Origin of the sequence: Pseudothauera rhizosphaerae (genome assembly GCF_004801305.1) — a bacterium.
GTDB lineage: Bacteria > Pseudomonadota > Gammaproteobacteria > Burkholderiales > Rhodocyclaceae > Pseudothauera > Pseudothauera rhizosphaerae.
In genome coordinates, this window is sequence record NZ_SSOD01000007.1 from 133,045 (window position 1) to 149,802 (window position 16,758).

General features: G+C 70.0%; 14 protein-coding genes. 11 read left to right on the forward strand and 3 right to left on the reverse strand.

The annotated features are described in order from the left end of the window. Positions 1-663, reverse strand: a complete 663-nt coding sequence (thiE, locus tag E6O51_RS10645; protein WP_136384977.1) for a thiamine phosphate synthase — start codon at positions 661-663, stop codon at positions 1-3. Beyond that, a complete protein-coding gene (gene thiD / locus E6O51_RS10650; RefSeq protein WP_136384978.1) occupies positions 647-1,519 on the reverse strand; it encodes a bifunctional hydroxymethylpyrimidine kinase/phosphomethylpyrimidine kinase in 873 nt (290 codons plus the stop codon). Before thiD ends, thiE begins: the two co-directional genes overlap by 17 nt. A 125-nt stretch (positions 1,520-1,644) precedes the next feature. On the opposite strand from thiD, the gene E6O51_RS10655 reads away from it, so the two are divergent. From E6O51_RS10655 to E6O51_RS10705, 11 genes are all read left to right on the forward strand, one after another. Continuing rightward, on the forward strand, positions 1,645-1,797 hold the full coding sequence (locus E6O51_RS10655; RefSeq protein WP_285891460.1) for a rubredoxin: 153 nt from the start codon (positions 1,645-1,647) through the stop codon (positions 1,795-1,797). A 90-nt stretch (positions 1,798-1,887) separates the two neighbouring features. Then, the gene (pilG, locus tag E6O51_RS10660) at positions 1,888-2,274 is read left to right on the forward strand and encodes a twitching motility response regulator PilG (protein WP_136384980.1); all 387 of its coding nucleotides are present in this window, start codon (positions 1,888-1,890) and stop codon (positions 2,272-2,274) included. Positions 2,275-2,318: 44 nt separating this feature from the next. Then, the gene (locus E6O51_RS10665; RefSeq protein WP_136384981.1) at positions 2,319-2,684 is read left to right on the forward strand and encodes a response regulator; all 366 of its coding nucleotides are present in this window, start codon (positions 2,319-2,321) and stop codon (positions 2,682-2,684) included. 3 nt (positions 2,685-2,687) lie between these two features. Beyond that, the gene (locus tag E6O51_RS10670) at positions 2,688-3,200 is read left to right on the forward strand and encodes a chemotaxis protein CheW (protein WP_136384982.1); all 513 of its coding nucleotides are present in this window, start codon (positions 2,688-2,690) and stop codon (positions 3,198-3,200) included. A 57-nt stretch (positions 3,201-3,257) separates the two neighbouring features. Further along, the gene (locus E6O51_RS10675) at positions 3,258-5,387 is read left to right on the forward strand and encodes a methyl-accepting chemotaxis protein (protein WP_136384983.1); all 2,130 of its coding nucleotides are present in this window, start codon (positions 3,258-3,260) and stop codon (positions 5,385-5,387) included. A gap of 23 nt (positions 5,388-5,410) precedes the next feature. Further along, positions 5,411-11,179, forward strand: coding sequence for a hybrid sensor histidine kinase/response regulator (locus E6O51_RS10680; protein WP_136384984.1), 5,769 nt, complete (start codon positions 5,411-5,413; stop codon positions 11,177-11,179). Positions 11,180-11,295: 116 nt separating this feature from the next. Then, positions 11,296-11,862: a YqgE/AlgH family protein gene (locus E6O51_RS10685; protein WP_136384985.1), complete on the forward strand. Its 567-nt coding sequence runs from the start codon at positions 11,296-11,298 to the stop codon at positions 11,860-11,862. Next, positions 11,855-12,307: a Holliday junction resolvase RuvX gene (gene ruvX / locus E6O51_RS10690; RefSeq protein WP_136384986.1), complete on the forward strand. Its 453-nt coding sequence runs from the start codon at positions 11,855-11,857 to the stop codon at positions 12,305-12,307. Before E6O51_RS10685 ends, ruvX begins: the two co-directional genes overlap by 8 nt. Next, on the forward strand, positions 12,300-12,800 hold the full coding sequence (gene pyrR / locus E6O51_RS10695) for a bifunctional pyr operon transcriptional regulator/uracil phosphoribosyltransferase PyrR (protein ID WP_136384987.1): 501 nt from the start codon (positions 12,300-12,302) through the stop codon (positions 12,798-12,800). The genes ruvX and pyrR overlap by 8 nt, the downstream gene beginning before the upstream one ends. Continuing rightward, a complete protein-coding gene (locus E6O51_RS10700; protein WP_136384988.1) occupies positions 12,793-13,752 on the forward strand; it encodes an aspartate carbamoyltransferase catalytic subunit in 960 nt (319 codons plus the stop codon). The genes pyrR and E6O51_RS10700 overlap by 8 nt, the downstream gene beginning before the upstream one ends. A gap of 10 nt (positions 13,753-13,762) precedes the next feature. Next, positions 13,763-15,040 (forward strand): dihydroorotase, encoded by a 1,278-nt coding sequence (locus E6O51_RS10705; RefSeq protein WP_136384989.1) that lies wholly within the window; start codon positions 13,763-13,765, stop codon positions 15,038-15,040. A gap of 39 nt (positions 15,041-15,079) precedes the next feature. On the opposite strand, the gene E6O51_RS10710 is transcribed toward E6O51_RS10705, so the two are convergent. Next, positions 15,080-16,732 (reverse strand): acyl-CoA synthetase, encoded by a 1,653-nt coding sequence (locus tag E6O51_RS10710; RefSeq protein WP_136384990.1) that lies wholly within the window; start codon positions 16,730-16,732, stop codon positions 15,080-15,082. Positions 16,733-16,758 lie beyond the last annotated feature (26 nt).

Here is a 16,758-nt window from a genome sequence, read left to right on the forward strand (position 1 = left end):
TCATTGTGGCCGCGCCGCCGGCACGGGTCCAGCGCGGAAGGCCTGCCCGTAGGCCGTCGCGCGGGCGGCCGGATCGGCGGCCGCGAACACGTCGCTGATCACCGCCAGCAGGTCGGCACCGGCGGCCACCAGTTGCGGCGCGTTGTCCACCGTGATGCCGCCGATGGCCGCCACCGCCACGCCCAGCTCGCGCCGCGCGCGGCCGAGCAGTTCCAGCGGCGCGCGCACCGCGGCCGGCTTGGTGGGCGAGGCGAACATGGCGCCGAAGGCCACGTAGTCCGCCCCGGCCCGGGCGCCGGCCTCGGCGCGCGCCCATTCGTCGTAGCAGGACACGCCCAGGATGCGCCCGGTGCCGAGCCGCGCGCGCGCCGCGGCCGGGTCGCCGTCGTCGCGCCCCAGGTGCACGCCGTCGGCGCCGATCGCGAGCGCGAGGTCCACGCTGTCGTTGACCACCAGCGGCACGCCCGCCGCCCGGCACAGCGCCAGCACGGCGGCGGCCTGGGTGTGCCGGCGCTCCGCGGGCAGCAGCTTGTTGCGGTACTGCAACAGCGCGGGCCCGCCACGCAGCGCGGCCTCCACCTGCGCCACCAGGCGAGTGTCGTCGGCCTCGTCGGGGGTGACCAGATACAGGCCGCGCAGCCCGTGCTCAGTACGCCTCGTCATTGCGCGGGCGGGCCCAGAAGAAGCGGTCGGGAATGGCCGGACCCATGCCGGGACGGAAGGCCGCGGCCAGTGCGGCCTGGGTGAATTCCTGCGCTTCGCGCACCGCCTCGGGCACGTCCATGCCGTGGGCCAGCGCGGCGGCGGCAGCGGCCGACAGCGTCGCACCGGCACCGAGGAAGGGGCCGGGCAGACGCTCCCAGGCGTCCGTGCGCACCAGCCCTTCCGCGCCGAACAGGCGGTTGACCACCTGCGGGCCGTGCTGGCCGGCGCCGGTCAGCAGCACGTACTCCACGCCCAGCGCCAGCAGGCGGGCGACCGCCTCCTCGGGCGCCAGGGGCACGCCACCCTCCTCGTCGTCGAGGTCGTCCTCGGGGGCGTCCGCCTCCCAATCCGGGCCGGCCAGGCGCAGCACTTCGTCGCGGCTCGCCACCAGCAGCGTCACCTGGGGCAGGATCAGTTCCGTCAGCGCGGCCACCATGTCCTCGGCCTCCGCCTCGTCGGCGGGCCCGTAGGCCAGTGCGGGTTCCAGCACCAGCGGCACGTCCGGGTAGTCGGAAAGGATTTCGGCCACCGCGGCGACGTTCTCCACGCCGCCGCACATGCCCAGCTTGAAGGCCTGCACCTCGATGTCCTCGAGCACCACCCGCGCCTGCAGGGCGAACACGTCCGGCTCGATGGACAGCAGGTCGTCCACGCCGCGCGTGTCGCGCACGCTGACCGCGGTCACCACGCCGAGGGGATGGCAGCCCATGCTGCTCAGGGTCAGCACGTCGGACTGCAGGCCGCCCCCGCCGGTGGCATCGCTGGCGGCCAGGCAAAGGACGACGGGAGGGAATTCGGGCGGCAGGGCGGGCATAGTGCGAAAGGCAGATTCAGGGCGGTACTGGCATGCCAGCCCGAATGCGGTAATATTTCACGCATTTTAGCGCCATTCGTTGCCGAGAACGCCGCCAGATGCCGGACGCCGGATACAAAACCTACATGTGCCTGATCTGCGGCTTCATCTACGACGAAGCCGCGGGACTGCCGGCGGACGGCATTCCCCCCGGCACGCGCTGGGAAGACCTGCCGCCGAACTGGACCTGTCCCGAGTGCGAGGCGCGCAAGGAAGACTTCGAACTCGTCGAGATATGACGCCCGCGCAGCACCTGGCGCGGCATTGTTGTATGCTTGTGGCCTCCCGCGAGGGGCGGACCGCATGAAACACCGAGGAATAAGGACGCGATGGATCTGAACGGACTGAAGGTGATGGTGATCGACGACAGCAATACCATCCGGCGCAGCGCCGAGATCTTTCTCGGCCAGGCCGGCTGTCAGGTCCTACTTGCCGAAGACGGTTTCGACGCGCTCGCCAAGATCGCCGACCATCACCCCGACGTCATCTTCGTCGATATCATGATGCCGCGCCTGGACGGCTACCAGACCTGCGCGCTGATCAAGAAGAACCCCCGCCTGTCATCCACGCCGGTGATCATGCTGTCGTCCAAGGACGGACTGTTCGACCGGGCCCGTGGCCGCATGGTGGGCTCGGACGAATACCTCACCAAACCTTTCACCAAGGACAGCCTGCTCAAGACGGTGGCGGAACATGCGCCGCAGCGGGCGGGTTGATACCGCCATTCACCGCAACGGAAACGAGACGGAAGACCAAGACGATGCCGATCAAGAAAATCCTCGTGGTTGACGATTCCCCCACCGAACGCCTGGCGCTGACCGAAATGCTGGTCAAGCACGGCTACCAGGTCGTGACCGCCGAAAACGGCGAGGACGCGATCACCAAGGCCAAGGCCGAACTGCCCGACCTGATCCTGATGGACGTGGTCATGCCGGGCATCAACGGCTACCAGGCCACCCGCACGATCTCGCGCGAAGAGGCCACCCGCACGATCCCGATCATCATGTGTACCAGCAAGGGGCTGGAAACCGACCGTATCTGGGGCATGCGCCAGGGCGCCTACGACTATATGGTGAAGCCGGTCGACCAGGCCGACCTGCTCGCCCGCATCAAGGCCCTGGGCTGACCGATGGCCAAGCGGATCAGCCTGCGCGAGTTTCAGGAAAGCCTGGTACGGCGCCTGGCCGAGGCGCGCACCGGTGACCGGCGCACCCTGCTCGGCCTGCAGGCCGGCAACGACAACTGGCTGATCGATCTCGCCGACAGCGGCGAGATTCTGCCGGTACCGCCGCTCAGCCCGGTGCCGCTCACCCGCAACTGGTTCAGCGGCGTGGCCAACGTGCGCGGCACCCTGTTCGGCGTGATCGACCTGTCGGCCTTCCACGACGGGCCGCCCATCGCGCCGGCCGGCCATGCCCGCCTGCTGCTGGTCGGCGCCAAGCACGGCATCAGCAGCGCCGTCCTCGTTTCCCGCGCGCTGGGCCTGCGCAGCCGCGACGATTTCGAAGCCGACGACGGCGAGGCGGACCCGCGTCCCTGGGTCGCCCAGCGTTTGCGCGACACCCAGAACCGCCTGTGGCTGAAGCTCGACGCATCCAAGCTGCTGGCGCACCCCGGCTTTCTCGATGCAGGACTCGACTAATCCTTCCCGCCGGCCTTACGCCGGCGGGCATTGACACTTTGTGGCGGAGCACGCGACATGGCATTCAAGTTTCCAGAGCTTTCCCTGGCGAAAAAGAAAAGCGCCCGGGTAAAAACGACGTCCGACACCACCATCCTGGAAACCCATGAAGCGGTGCCGCCGGCCGCCGGGCAGGACGCACCGTCGGGCGGCCGCCCGGTCGCCGAGCGCCTGCGCAACCTGGGCGTGCTATTCGCCGCGCTGGTGCTGGTGACCGCCGCCCTGCTCGTGTATCAGGGGCGCCAGGCGAGCTACGCCACCACCTACGTCGCCAGTGCCGGCGAAATGCAGATGCTGTCGCAGCAGATCGCCAAGGCCGCCCAGCTCTCGCTGCAGGGCAACACTTCCGCCTTCGACGAGTTGCGCCGCGCCAGCACCCGCTTCAGCACCCTGCTGCGCGCCCTGACCCAGGGCGGCGAAATCGACGCCAACGCCGTCCCGGCGAGCCCGGCGGCCATCCAGCCGGCGCTGCAGGCGCTGGCCGAAGCCTGGCGCAAGACCGAACAGGACACCGGCAAGCTGCTCGAACAGGACAAGAACCTGGTCACGCTCAACCAGTCGGTGGACACCATCAACTCCCAGAACGCCCTGCTGCTCGACCTGACCGAGCAGATCGCCTCGCTGAAGCTGCTCGCCGGCGCGAAGGCGCAGGACATCGCCACCGCCAACCGCGCGGTGATGCTGACCCAGCGCATGGCCAAGAACGCCAACGCCCTGCTGGTGGCCAACGCGATCGACCCGGAAGTGGCCTTCCTGCTCGGCAAGGACACCAACACCTTCCGCGAGCACCTGGCGCAACTGCAGCAGTCGTCCAACGACGCCGAGACGCGCGCACGGCTGGCCGAACTCGACCAGACGGCCAAGGAAACCCTGGACTCGGTCAGCGGCATCCTCGGCAACATGCAGTTGCTGGTGCAGGCCAAGCAGGCCGGCAGCCGCATCTTCCGCGACTCCACCACCCTCCTCGAACGCACCAACGAACTGTCCGAGGCCTACAACCAGGCCTTCCGCGGCTTCAACCCCATCATCCTGCTCATCATCGTCTCGGCCCTGGCCGGCATCGCCGTGCTGGTCATGATGGCCAAGGCCTACAACGACGACCTCGCCGCCCGCCGCGCCGAATCCGAACGCCAGCGGATGAGCGCCGAAGGCGAGCGCAACCAGACCCAGCAGGCCATCCTGCGGCTGATGAACGAGATGGGCGACCTGGCCGACGGCGACCTGACCATCCGCGCCACCGTGTCCGAGGACATCACCGGCGCCATCGCCGACTCGGTGAACTACACCATCGAAGAACTCTCCGTGCTGGTGCGCCGCATCAACGACGCCGCCACCCGCGTGACCGCTGCCACCCAGTCCGCCCAGCAAACCTCCAACGAACTGCTCGCCGCCACCCAGAAGCAGGCGCAGGAACTGAAGACCGCCGGCTCCACGGTCGAACAGATGGCCAAGCTGATGACCGAATCCTCCGCCCGCGCGCTGCAGTCCGCCCAGGTCGCCCGGCGCTCGCTGGATTCCGCGCGCAAGGGCGCGGACGCGGTGGAAAACACCATCCGCGGCATGAACGACATCCGCGAGAAGATCCAGGAAACCTCCAAGCGCATCAAGCGCCTGGGCGAATCCTCCCAGGAGATCGGTGAAATCGTGGAACTGATCTCGGACATTACCGAACAGACCAACGTGCTGGCGCTCAACGCCGCCATCCAGGCGGCCTCGGCCGGCGAAGCGGGACGCGGCTTCACCGTGGTTGCGGAAGAAGTGCAGCGCCTCGCGGAGCGCTCGGCGGAAGCGACCAAGCAGATCTCGGCGATCGTGAAGACCATTCAGACCGACACCCAGGACGCGGTGAGCGCGATGGAAAACGCCACCCGCGACGTGGTCGAGGGCGCCCAGCTCTCCGACGCCGCCGGCCAGGCCCTGTCCGAGATCGGCCAGGTGTCGATGGAAACCGCCCGCCTCATCGAACAGATCTCCAGCGACACCCAGCGCCAGGCGGCCACCGCCACCGGCGTGGCGCGGACCATGAAGGACATTCTGAGCATCACCGAGCAGACCACGCGCGGCACCCAGCAGACCGCCGTGTCCATCGGTCAGCTCGCCGACCTCGCGGTCGAGCTGAAAGGCTCCGTTTCGGGCTTCAAGGTCTGACCCCGCCGGCGAGAACCCCACACATGACGCAAGCAATCGAACGGGATCTCGGCCCGCTCACCTGGGTCAAGAGCGAGATCGACAACGCGCTCGCACACGCCGCCGAAGGTCTCGAACAGGCCGGTTCCGCGGACGATCCCGCGACCCAGGTCCAGTTCGCCCAGACCCATCTGCACCAGGCCCGCGGCGCGCTGTCCATCGTCGGCCTGGATGGCCTGACCCAGTTTGCCGACGCGCTGGACCAGTTGTTCGGTGCCGCGGTGCGCGGCGACGTCGCCGCCGACGCCGAGTTGCTCGCGCTCGGCCGGCGCAGCCTGTCGGCCATCGGCAACTACCTCGAAGAACTGGTGCATGGCGCCACCGACCAGCCGCTGCGGCTGGCCTCGCTGTACGGCGAAATCCAGACCGCGCGCGGCCGCACCGGCTCCGCGGTGGATCTGTTCTTCCCCGACCTCGGCCGTCGCCCGCCGCGCCGTGCCGCGGCCCCCCGGCTGGGCGAGGAGGCGCGCCGCACCCGCCTGCGCGGATTGCGTACCCGGTTCGAACGCGGCCTGCTCGGCTGGCTGCGTTCGCCGCAGGACCCGGCGGGCGCCAAGACCATGCGAGACGCCGTCACCGGCATCGAACAGACCCTCGCCGACTCCCCCGCCCGCACCCTGTGGTGGGCCAGCATCGCCCTGTTCGAGGCGCTGGCCGCCGGGGAAGCCGCGGCCGACACCGAGACCCGCAGGCTGTGCGCCCAACTCGATGCGCAACTGCGGCGCACCTTGGGCGGCAACAGCGCCGTCCCGGATCGCCTGATGCGCGAGGTGCTCTACCTGGTCGCACGCGCGCCCGCCTCCACCGCCCACCAGCGCGCGGTGCGCGACACCTGGCAACTCGACACGCTGATGCCTGAAGCCGGCTCGGCGGTCAGCGATGCGCCCCTCGGCCCCCTGTTGCAGACCCTGCACGGCAAGCTCGCCGCGGCCAAGGAAACCTGGGACGAGTTCTGCACCGGCAGCGCCGAGGCCCTGGCGCGCTTCGAAACCCAGCTCGGCGAACTCACCCGCCAGGCCGAACAGCTCGGCCGCCCGCCCTTCGTGCGCCTGCTCGTCGGCGTGAACGGCTTTCTGCAGTGGCTGCGCAAGGATCCGCTGCAGAATACCGAGGCGCTTTCGATGGAAGTGGCCACCGCGCTGCTGCTCGGCGAATCCGCGCTCGAACGCGGCGGCCCGGACACGACCTTCTCCGCCCAGGTCGCCGACACCCTGAAGCGCATCGCCGCCCTGATGCGCGGCGAAGCGGTGGAATCGGCCGACCAGTCGCCCACCACCCTGGGCGCACGGCGCAACCAGGAACGCGAAGCGCTGACCCAGCTCTCGCGCGAAATCCTCTCCAGCCTCGCGCATGTCGAGCAGGCGCTCGACGACTTCTTCCGCAACAGCGAGAAGCGCGCCCCGCTGGCCGCGCTGGCCACGCCGTTGCGCCAGATCGAAGGAGCGCTCAGCCTGCTCGGCGACGAGGAGGCGATCGCCGTGGTGCACGAGGCGGCCGAAGAGATCGCCGCCCTTGCCGCCGCCGAGGACGAGCCCGCCGCGGAACAATCCGCTTCGCTCGCCCATCGCCTGTCCGCCCTGGGCTTCTACATCCAGGCCCTGCAGCACGGACCGGCGAGCCTCGCGCGTTTCCTGAACCCCGAACAGATCGAAGCGACCGAACTCGTCGAGCCCCCCGAGCTGCCCGAAGCCGCTCCGGCCATCGAGGAGCTGTCCCTGGCGCCCGAACCCGCGCCGGCCGACGCGGTGGAGGCACAGGCCGAACCTGCCCCCGCCGTGGAGGCACCGCCCGAGGAAGTACCGGTCGAGGAAATCGTCGTCGAGGAAGTGCAGGAGGAGGATTTCAGCACCGAGCCGCCGCCCGCGCCGGCCGAAGTGCCCGCCCCCGCGGCCGAGACCCAGCGCCTGATCGAAGCCAGCGCCGAGGAGATCGACGCCGAACTGCTCGGCATCTTCATCGAGGAAGCCCACGAGGTCCTCGACACGATCTCCGAGAACCTCGGGCTGCTGCGCGCCGAACCGTCGAACACCGAATACCTCACCGCCGTCCGGCGCGGCTTCCACACCCTCAAGGGCAGCGGCCGCATGGTCGGCCTGCGCGAACTGGGCGAAGCCGCCTGGGGCCTGGAGCAGACGCTCAACCGCTGGCTGCAGCTCGAGTGGACGCCGACCCCGGCGCTCTACGGCCTGGTCGAAGCCGCCCGGGAGGTCTTCTCGGCCTGGGTGAAACAGCTCGAACAGGGCGGCGCCCACGGGCGTGACGTCACCGCCCTGCTCGCCGAAGCCGAGCTCCTGCGCGCTGACGACGCCCAGAGCCGTGAACCCGCATCCATCGGCGGAGCCACGGCACCGGCCGGTGCGGAACCGGCACAGCCTGCCGAACCCGTCAGCTACGACTTCGATCTCGCCGATGCCGGCGACGCCGAAGGGGCGGTGGAAGCCACCGCAACGGTCGCCGAAAGCACGGGCACAGCGGAATGGAAGCCCGAATCCACGGTGATCCTGGCGCCGATCGAAGCCTCGGAGTTCGACCTGCAGCACGAGCCCGAGACCGTTGCGCGCACGGCGCCGCACGTCCGGGCCGAAAACCCGTTCCTGCCGAGCACCGCGGAAGCGGCCGACGAGGACGTCGTGGCCGAAGCGCTCGAAGAGTTCGAGTTCGACCTCGAGCCCGCACTGGAGATCGAGCAGCAGCTCGCGCCCGAGCGCCCTGCCGCACCCGAAGCCGCCCCGGCGGCCGCGGACGCCACCATCATCCAGCGCGAAGCCCCGTCCGTGGCGCCGCAGCCCACAGCGGAAGCCACCGCCCCGGCCGAGGACGAAAGCGATTTCGTGCGCATCGGCGAAGCGGAGATCTCGCGCCCGCTCTACGACCTCTATCTCGCCGAGGCGCGCCACCACATCGCCACCCTCCATCACGAACTCGCGCGCCTGCAGGCCAACCCGGTACTGCTGCCGCCCGAAGTATCGGTCCGTGCCGCCCACACCCTGGCCGGCATTTCCGGCACGGCGCGCATGGCCCCGCTGCAGGCGCTCGCACGCGCCCTGGAGCATGCCCTGTCGCGCAGCCGCGACAACCAGATCGCCCCGACGGCCGAACAGGCCGCCCTGCTGCAGAGCTCGCTGGAGACGCTCGAAGCGATGGTCGCCGAGGTCGGCGGCTTCCGCATGCCGCTACCGGTGCCGGAGCTGGCCGAACAGCTCGAAACCGTCGGCCGCCACCCGGTGGAGGAAGTGTCCGCCGAACCGCTGTACGAAGCGGCGGACGAGATCGTTCTCGAGCCCGCGCCCGAACCTGCGGTTGAAGCCGCGCTTGAAGCCGCGCTTGAAGCCGAATTCGCCGCCGACGCCGAGCTCGCGACCGAGCCCGAAGAGCCGGACGAGGCCGTCCAACCCGTCGAGGCTGCGGCCGAAGAAATGACCGTGGCCGAGGTGGTGGCAGTGGCGACGGCCGCTGCGGAAGCGGCGGCGGCCGAACCCGCGGCGCCGGAAGCCGCTCCGGTCCATGACGAAATCGACACCCAGTTGCTGCCCATCTTCCTTGAGGAAGGGGCCGAACTGCTGAGCGAACTGCACGCGGCGCTGCGGGCCTGGCGCGAGGCGCCGGCGGATGCCGATCACCCGCAGCGCATCGCCCGCCAGTTGCATACCCTGAAGGGCAGCGCGCGCATGACCGGGGCGATGAACCTCGGCGAGCACGTCCACCAGATGGAATCGGCCTTTGAGGCCCAGCGCAAGAAGGGCGAGGACGTCGCCGCGCTCATCGAGTATCTGGAGGGCGGACTCGACGTGGTCGAACAGGCCCTCGACGTCCTCGCCAGCGGCGGCGAACCCGCAGGGGCGGCCGCATCCGCCGCTGCGGCGGCGACCCAGACCGCCGGGGCAGCGGAAACCGGCGCCGTCGAGATCGCCGCCGAGGGCGAAGCCAGTTCCGCCAGTGCCACCTTGCGCGTCCGCGCCGACGCGGTGGACAGCTTCGTCAACCAGGCCGGCGAAATCGGCATCGCCCGCACCCGCATCGAGGGAGAACTGCGCACGCTGCGCCGCTCGCTCCTCGACCTCACGGAAAACGTCATCCGCCTGCGCAACCAGTTGCGCGAAGTGGAAATCCAGGCCGAGGTGCAGATGCAGTCGCGCATCGCCCAGGCCGAAAGCCATGAGGACGACTTCGATCCACTGGAGATGGACCGCTACACCCGCCTGCAGGAACTCACGCGGATGATGGCGGAGAGCGTCAACGACGTCACCACCGTGCAGCAGAACCTGCTCAAGAACCTGGACGGCGCCGACGTGGCGCTGCACGGCCAGGCGCGCATCTCGCGCGAACTGCAGCAGGCGCTGATGCAGGTGCGCATGGTGCCCTTCGACAGCCTCGCCGACCGCCTCTACCGCGTCGTGCGCCAGGCCGCCAAGGATCTCGGCAAGCGCGCCAACCTGGACCTGCGCGGCGGACGCATCGAACTGGACCGCGGCGTGCTGGAGCACATGGTCGCCCCGCTCGAACACCTGTTGCGCAACTCGCTCGCCCACGGCATCGAGGACGCCGAGGCGCGCCGCGCCGCCGGCAAGGCGGAGATCGGCGAGATCACGCTCACCGTGCGCCAGGAAGGCAACGAAATCGCCATCGAGCTGGCCGACGACGGCGCCGGCCTGAACTTCGCGCGCATCGCCGAACGGGCGCGGGCCAACGGCCTGCTCGGCGCAGACGAACAGACCGACGAGAAGCGCCTGACCAACCTGATCTTCGTGCCCGGCTTCTCCACCGCCGGTTCGGTCTCCACCATCGCCGGCCGCGGCGTCGGCATGGACGTGGTGAAGGCCGAGACCGCCGCGGTCGGCGGCCGCATCGAAGTGAGCAGCGAACGCGGCGAAGGCACCCGCTTCCGCATCTACCTGCCGCTCACGCTGGCCGTGACCCAGGCCTTGCTGGTGCGCGCCGGCAACCGCAGTTGGGCGATCCCGTCCAGCATGATCGCCCAGGTGCTGGAACTGAAGGCCGATCCGCTCGAACGCCTGCGCACCGAGCATGGCACCGAATGGCAGGGCGAGCACTACAGCTACCGCTACCTGCCGCGCCTGCTCGGCGACCACCACACCCAGCCGGAAGTCCAGCGCTTCAACTGGGTGCTGCTGCTGCGTGCCGGCGCCCAGACCCTGGCGCTGCACGTGGACGCCTTGCGCGGCAACCAGGAAATCGTGGTCAAGAACGCCGGCCCGCAGGTCGCCCGCCTGGTCGGCGTGTCGGGCGCCACGGTGCTCGGCGACGGCGAGATCGTGCTCATCCTCAACCCGGTCGCCCTGGCCAGCCGCGGCCTGGGCGGCGAGGAAGGGGCGGACGCCGGTGCCGGCCTGCAGGCGGAGGCCGCCCCGGCCGTGGTGCGCATCCCGACCATCATGGTGGTGGACGATTCCCTCACCGTGCGCAAGATCACCGGCCGCCTGCTCGAACGGGAAGGCTACCGCGTGGTCACCGCCAAGGACGGCGTGGATGCGCTGGAAAAGCTCATCGAGACGGTGCCGGACGTGGTGCTCTCGGACATCGAGATGCCGCGTATGGACGGCTTCGACCTGGTGCGCAACATCCGCGCCGACGAGCGCACCCGGGCCGTGCCGGTGATCATGATCACCTCGCGCCTGGCGGACAAGCACAAGCGTTACGCCGAAGAGGTGGGCGCCAACCACTACCTGGGCAAGCCCTTCCAGGAAGAGGAACTGCTGGGCCTGCTGGCCGATTACACCGCCGCCGTCCACTGAAACCCGCCGCCGGCGCGGCGAACGGGCCGCGCCAGCGCCTACGCACATGCTGCGGCGGATTCGCCCTGCCGCAGCTTCCCCCGGCAGGGTGCGCTCGGAGCGCGTAAAATACCCGCATGAGCGAACTGACCGCCAACCTCACGCATCACTTCCTGATCGCCATGCCGCGCATGGCCGATCCGAACTTTGCGCGCACGCTCACCTACATCGCCGAGCACAACGACCAGGGCGCGCTCGGCATCATCGTCAACCGCCCCATCGACATGACCCTGGGCGCGCTGTTCGAGCGCGTCGAGGTGCCGCTGGAGGCCGACGGCTTTTCGGAGCAGCCGGTGTATTTCGGCGGTCCGGTACAGACCGACCGCGGCTTCGTGCTGCACCGCCCGGCCGGCGAATGGCACTCCACGCTCAAGGTCAACGACGACATCGCGCTCACCAGCAGCCGCGACATCCTGCAGGCCATCGGCAGCCAGGGCGAACCGGAACAGATCCTGGTGACCCTCGGCTATGCCGGCTGGGCCGCCGGCCAACTGGAACAGGAACTGGCCGACAACGCCTGGCTCACCGTCCCGGCCGACATGGCCATCGTCTTCGACCTGCCGCCGGAAGAAAGGCTGGTCGCGGCGATGCAGCACCTGGGCATCGATTTCGCCAATCTCAGCGACGTGGCGGGGCATGCCTGAGGCCATTCCGGGACTGCCTTCCCGCGGCACCCTGCTCGGCTTCGACTTCGGCCTCGCGCGCATCGGCGTCGCGGTCGGCGAACTCGAAACCGCCCACGCCAGCCCCCTGGCCACCATCGCCGGCGAAGCCAATGCCCCGCGCTTCGCCGCCATCGAAAAGCTGATCGCCGAATGGCGCCCGGTCGGCCTGGTGGTGGGCATCCCCACCCATCTCGACGGCGGCGCGCACGAGATGACCGCCCGCTGCCGGCGTTTCGCCCACCAGTTGCACGGCCGCTTCGGCCTGCCGGTGGCCGAGGTGGACGAACGCCTGTCCTCGGCCGAGGCCGAAGGCGGCCTGCGCGAAGCCGGCGTCGGACGCTGGCGCGAACGCAAGGCGGTGCTGGACGCGGCCGCCGCGCAGATCATCCTGCAACACTTCCTGGACGCACACCGACATGCCTAGCCTAGACGCAGAAGCCCTGTGCGCGCAGCTCATCGAGCAGATGCGCCCGCAGGTCGGACCCGACACCGCCCTGGTCGGCATCCACACCGGCGGCCTGTGGCTCGCCGAACGCCTGCACAAGGCGCTCGGCATCCGCCAGCCGCTGGGCGCCATCGACGTTTCCTTCTACCGCGACGACTACGGCTCCAAGGGCCTGCACCCGCAGCCGCAGCGCACCGAAATCCCCTTCAACGTGGAAGGCGCCCACGTGATCATCGTGGACGACGTGCTCTACACCGGACGCACCACGCGCGCCGCGCTCAACGAGCTGTTCGACTTCGGCCGTCCCGCCCGGGTCGAACTGGCGGTGCTGGTGGATCGCGGCGGGCGCGAACTGCCCATCGCCGCGCGCTACTGCGCCCACACCCTGCCCCAAGCCCTGCCCACCTCGCAGAACCTGCAACTGGAACGCGGCGAGGACGGCACGTTCGCCCTGAGGTTGATCGATGCGTGACCCCCAACTGAACAAGCACGGCGAACTGCAGCACCTGCTCACGCTGGACGGGCTGCCGCGGGAAATCCTCACCGCCATCCTGGACACCGCCGCGCCCTTCACCGAGGTGGCCGAGCGCGAGGTCAAGAAGCTGCCCCTGCTGCGCGGCAAGAGCGTGTTCAACCTGTTCTTCGAGAACTCCACGCGCACCCGCACTACCTTCGAGATCGCCGCCAAACGCCTGTCGGCCGACGTGGTGAACCTCAACATCAACACCAGCTCCACGGCCAAGGGCGAGAGCCTGCTCGACACCGTGGACAACCTGTGCGCCATGCAGGCCGACATGTTCGTCGTGCGCCACGCCGCCAGCGGCGCACCGGTGCTGATCGCCCAGCACCTGCAGGCCACCGGGCGCGACCACATCCACGTGGTCAATGCCGGCGACGGGCGTCACGCCCACCCCACCCAGGGGCTGCTGGACATGTACACCATCCGCCACTACAAGCGCGACTTCACCAATCTCACCGTGGCCATCGTCGGCGACGTGCTGCACTCCCGCGTCGCCCGCAGCCAGATCGGCGCACTCGCCACGCTGGGCGTGCCGGAGATTCGCGTCATCGGCCCCAAGACCCTGCTGCCCACCGCGCTGGACCAGATGGGCGTGCGCGTCTTCCACGACATGCGCGCCGGGCTCAAGGACGTGGACGTGGTGATGATGCTGCGCCTGCAGAACGAGCGCATGAACGGCGCGCTGCTGCCCACGCCGCAGGAATTCTTCAAGGTCTGGGGGCTCACCGCCGAGAAGCTGGCCCTCGCCAAACCGGACGCCATCGTCATGCACCCGGGACCGATGAACCGCGGCGTGGAAATCGACTCCGCCGTGGCCGACGGCGCCCAGGCGGTAATCCTGCCCCAGGTCACCTTCGGCATCGCGGTGCGCATGGCGGTGATGAGCATGCTCGGGAGCCACTGAGGAAGGCACGATGAAGATTCGCATCACGAACGGCCGGGTGATCGACCCGGCGAACAAGCTCGACACGGTCACCGACCTCTTCATCGCCGACGGCCGCGTCCTCGCCCACGGCCGCGCGCCGGAGGGCTTCGCCGCCGAACGTGTCATCGACGCCACGGGGCTGGTGGTCTGCCCGGGCCTGATCGACGTGGCCGCGCGCCTGCGCGAGCCCGGCTTCGAATACCGCGCCACGCTGGAATCCGAGATGGAAGCGGCGATGGCCGGCGGCGTGACCAGCGTGGCGATCCCGCCCGACACCGACCCGACCCTGGACGAGCCCGGTCTCGTCGAAATGCTGTGCTACCGCGCCAAGAAGCTCAACCGCGCCCACATCTACCCGGTGGGTGCGCTCACCCTGGGCCTCCAGGGCGAACGCCTGTCCGAGATGGCCGAACTGGTCGAAGCCGGCTGCGTGGCCTTCTCTCAGGCCAACGTGCCCATCGTGGACAACGCCGTACTGATGCGCGCCATGCAGTACGCCGCCACCTTCGGCTTCCGCGTCTGGCTGCAGCCCATCGCGCCCTTCCTGTCCCGCGGCGGCTATGCCCACGACGGCGAGTACGCCAGCCGCCTGGGGCTGCCCGGCATCCCGGTGGCGGCGGAGACGGTGGCGCTGTACACCTACCTGCAGCTCGCCCAGGCCACCGGCGCCCGCCTGCACATCACCCGCCTGTCCTCGGCCGCCGGCCTGCGCCTGATCGAGCAGGCCCGCGCCGACGGCATGGACGTGAGCTGCGACGTGTCCATCAACCACCTGCACCTGTGCGACCGGGACATCGGCCACTTCGACGCCAACTGCCACCTGATTCCACCCCTCCGGAGCGCGGCCGACCGGGACGCGCTGCGCGCCGCCCTTGCCGCGGGCAGCATCAATGCGCTGTGTTCGGACCACACCCCGGTGGACGACGACGGCAAGCAGACGCCCTTCTCCGAATCCGAGCCCGGCGCCACCGGCCTGGAACTGCTGCTGCCGCTGACGCTGAAATGGGCGCAGGAAACCGACACCGCACTGCCGGCGGCGCTGGCCCGCGTCACCTCCGACGCGGCGAAGGTCGTCGGCATCACCAAGGCCGGCCACCTCGCCCCGGGCGCGCGCGCCGACATCTGCGCGTTCGATCCGGCCGCCTCCACCACGGTGAGCCGCCAGGCGCTGAAGAGCCAGGGCAAGAACACGCCCTTCCTCGGCCGCGAACTGCCCGGCCGGGTGCGCTACACCCTGGTCGAAGGCCAGGTGATGTTCGGCGAGTGAATCCCCAGCCCTGCGGCCGGACGTCCGGCCGCAAGGCTGCTACCGCCTGCCCGCCCGCTCCTCCTCCATCCGGCGCAGCACCCGGCGTTGCACCTTGCCGGTGGTGGTCATGGGCAGCGCGTCGATGAATTCGATCTCCTTGGGATACTCGTAGGGCGCGAGCCGGCCGCGCACGTGGGCCTGCAGTTCGGCCACCAGCTCTGCGCCCGGCGCGAAGCCCGCCGCCAGCACCACGAAGGCCTTCACCACCGCGCCCCGCTCCGGGTCGGGCTTGGGCACCACGGCGGCGTTGGCCACCGCCGGATGGCCGACCAGGCAGTTCTCCACCTCGGACGGCCCGATGCGGTAGCCGGCGGCCTTGAACACGTCGTCCGCGCGGCCCTTGTACCAGAGGTAGCCGTCCTCGTCCTGCACCGCCAGGTCGCCGGTGCGGCACCAGCCGCCGCTGTACTTGCGCGCCGTGGCCTCCGGGTTGTTCCAGTAGCCGAGGAAGAACACCGGGTCCGGGTCGCCGTGGCGGTCGCAGCGATTCACCGCCACCTCCCCCGGCGTGCCCGGCGGCAAGGGGTGGCCGGCGTCATCAATGACCGCCACCCGGTGGCCCGGGTAGGCGCGCCCCATGGAACCGGGCCGCGCCGGCCAGTCCTCGCAGGAGTTGCCCACGATGTAGTTGATCTCGGTCTGGCCGAACATCTCGTTCACGGTGACGCCCAGCGCATCGCGGCACCACTCGAACACCGTGTCGCCCACCGCCTCGCCGGCGCTCATGATGGCGCGCAGGCACAGGTCGAAATGCTCCCGCGGACGCGGCCAGGCCTTCATCATCGCCTTCAGCGCGGTGGGGAACAGGAAGGTGTTGGTGACCCGGTACCCGGCCATCAGGCGGAAGGCCGTGTCGGGCGAAAAGCGCCCGCGCCAGGCCACGATGGGGTGGCCGAAGTACAGCGTGGGCAGCAGCGCATCCCACAGGCCGCCGGTCCACGCCCAGTCGGCCGGCGACCAGAACACGTCGCCGGGACGCGGGAAACCGTTCTGGCTGGCGACGAAGCCCGTGAGGTTGCCGAACATCGCCCGTTGGGGGATCAGCGCGCCTTTCGGGGGTCCGGTGGTGCCGCTGGTGTAGATCAGCACCGCCCCGTCATCGGCCCGCGTGTCGGCCGGCGGCGGCGCACCGGAACCGGCCAGCAGCGCCTGCCAGGCGGTTTCGCCCGTGCCGGCTGGGGACTCGTCCACCACGATCAGGTGGCACAGGTCGGGGCACCGGGCGCGCAGTTCGCGCAGGGCCGGCAGGGCCGCGCCGTCCACGATGGCCGCCACCGCGCCGCTGTCCTGCAGGCGGTATTCCAGCGCCTCGGGGCCGAACAGCACGGACAGGGGCGTGGACACCGCGCCGAGGCGGGCGATGGCCATGTAGGCCACCGCGGTCTCGAAGCGCTGGGGCAGCACGATGGCCACCCGCTCGCCCGCGGCGACCCCCAGCGCCGCCAGCCCGGCCGACAGCCTCACAGCCGCGTCGAACAGCCCGGCGTAGGTATGGACGGCCTTGCGCCCGTCTGCGTCCTCGGCGTACAGCGCCACCCGCCCGGCTTCGCCGGCCCAGCGCGCGCAACAGGCCTGGAACAGGTTGAAGCGCTCCGGCACCTGCCAGCGATGGGCGGCGTGCAGATCGGCGTAGCGATCCACATGGGTCATGTCGTCTCCTCCTCTTTCGTACCGCT

Coding starts and splice junctions, on each gene's coding strand:
- E6O51_RS10680 (WP_136384984.1), top strand. CDS start 5,411: ATGACGCAAGCAATCGAACGGGATCTCGGCCCGCTCACCTGGGTCAAG.
- E6O51_RS10685 (WP_136384985.1), top strand. CDS start 11,296: ATGAGCGAACTGACCGCCAACCTCACGCATCACTTCCTGATCGCCATG.
- E6O51_RS10700 (WP_136384988.1), top strand. CDS start 12,793: ATGCGTGACCCCCAACTGAACAAGCACGGCGAACTGCAGCACCTGCTC.
- E6O51_RS10655 (WP_285891460.1), top strand. CDS start 1,645: ATGTGCCTGATCTGCGGCTTCATCTACGACGAAGCCGCGGGACTGCCG.
- E6O51_RS10670 (WP_136384982.1), top strand. CDS start 2,688: ATGGCCAAGCGGATCAGCCTGCGCGAGTTTCAGGAAAGCCTGGTACGG.
- pilG (WP_136384980.1), top strand. CDS start 1,888: ATGGATCTGAACGGACTGAAGGTGATGGTGATCGACGACAGCAATACC.
- thiE (WP_136384977.1), bottom strand. CDS start 663: ATGACGAGGCGTACTGAGCACGGGCTGCGCGGCCTGTATCTGGTCACC.
- thiD (WP_136384978.1), bottom strand. CDS start 1,519: ATGCCCGCCCTGCCGCCCGAATTCCCTCCCGTCGTCCTTTGCCTGGCC.
- pyrR (WP_136384987.1), top strand. CDS start 12,300: ATGCCTAGCCTAGACGCAGAAGCCCTGTGCGCGCAGCTCATCGAGCAG.
- ruvX (WP_136384986.1), top strand. CDS start 11,855: ATGCCTGAGGCCATTCCGGGACTGCCTTCCCGCGGCACCCTGCTCGGC.
- E6O51_RS10675 (WP_136384983.1), top strand. CDS start 3,258: ATGGCATTCAAGTTTCCAGAGCTTTCCCTGGCGAAAAAGAAAAGCGCC.
- E6O51_RS10710 (WP_136384990.1), bottom strand. CDS start 16,732: ATGACCCATGTGGATCGCTACGCCGATCTGCACGCCGCCCATCGCTGG.
- E6O51_RS10665 (WP_136384981.1), top strand. CDS start 2,319: ATGCCGATCAAGAAAATCCTCGTGGTTGACGATTCCCCCACCGAACGC.
- E6O51_RS10705 (WP_136384989.1), top strand. CDS start 13,763: ATGAAGATTCGCATCACGAACGGCCGGGTGATCGACCCGGCGAACAAG.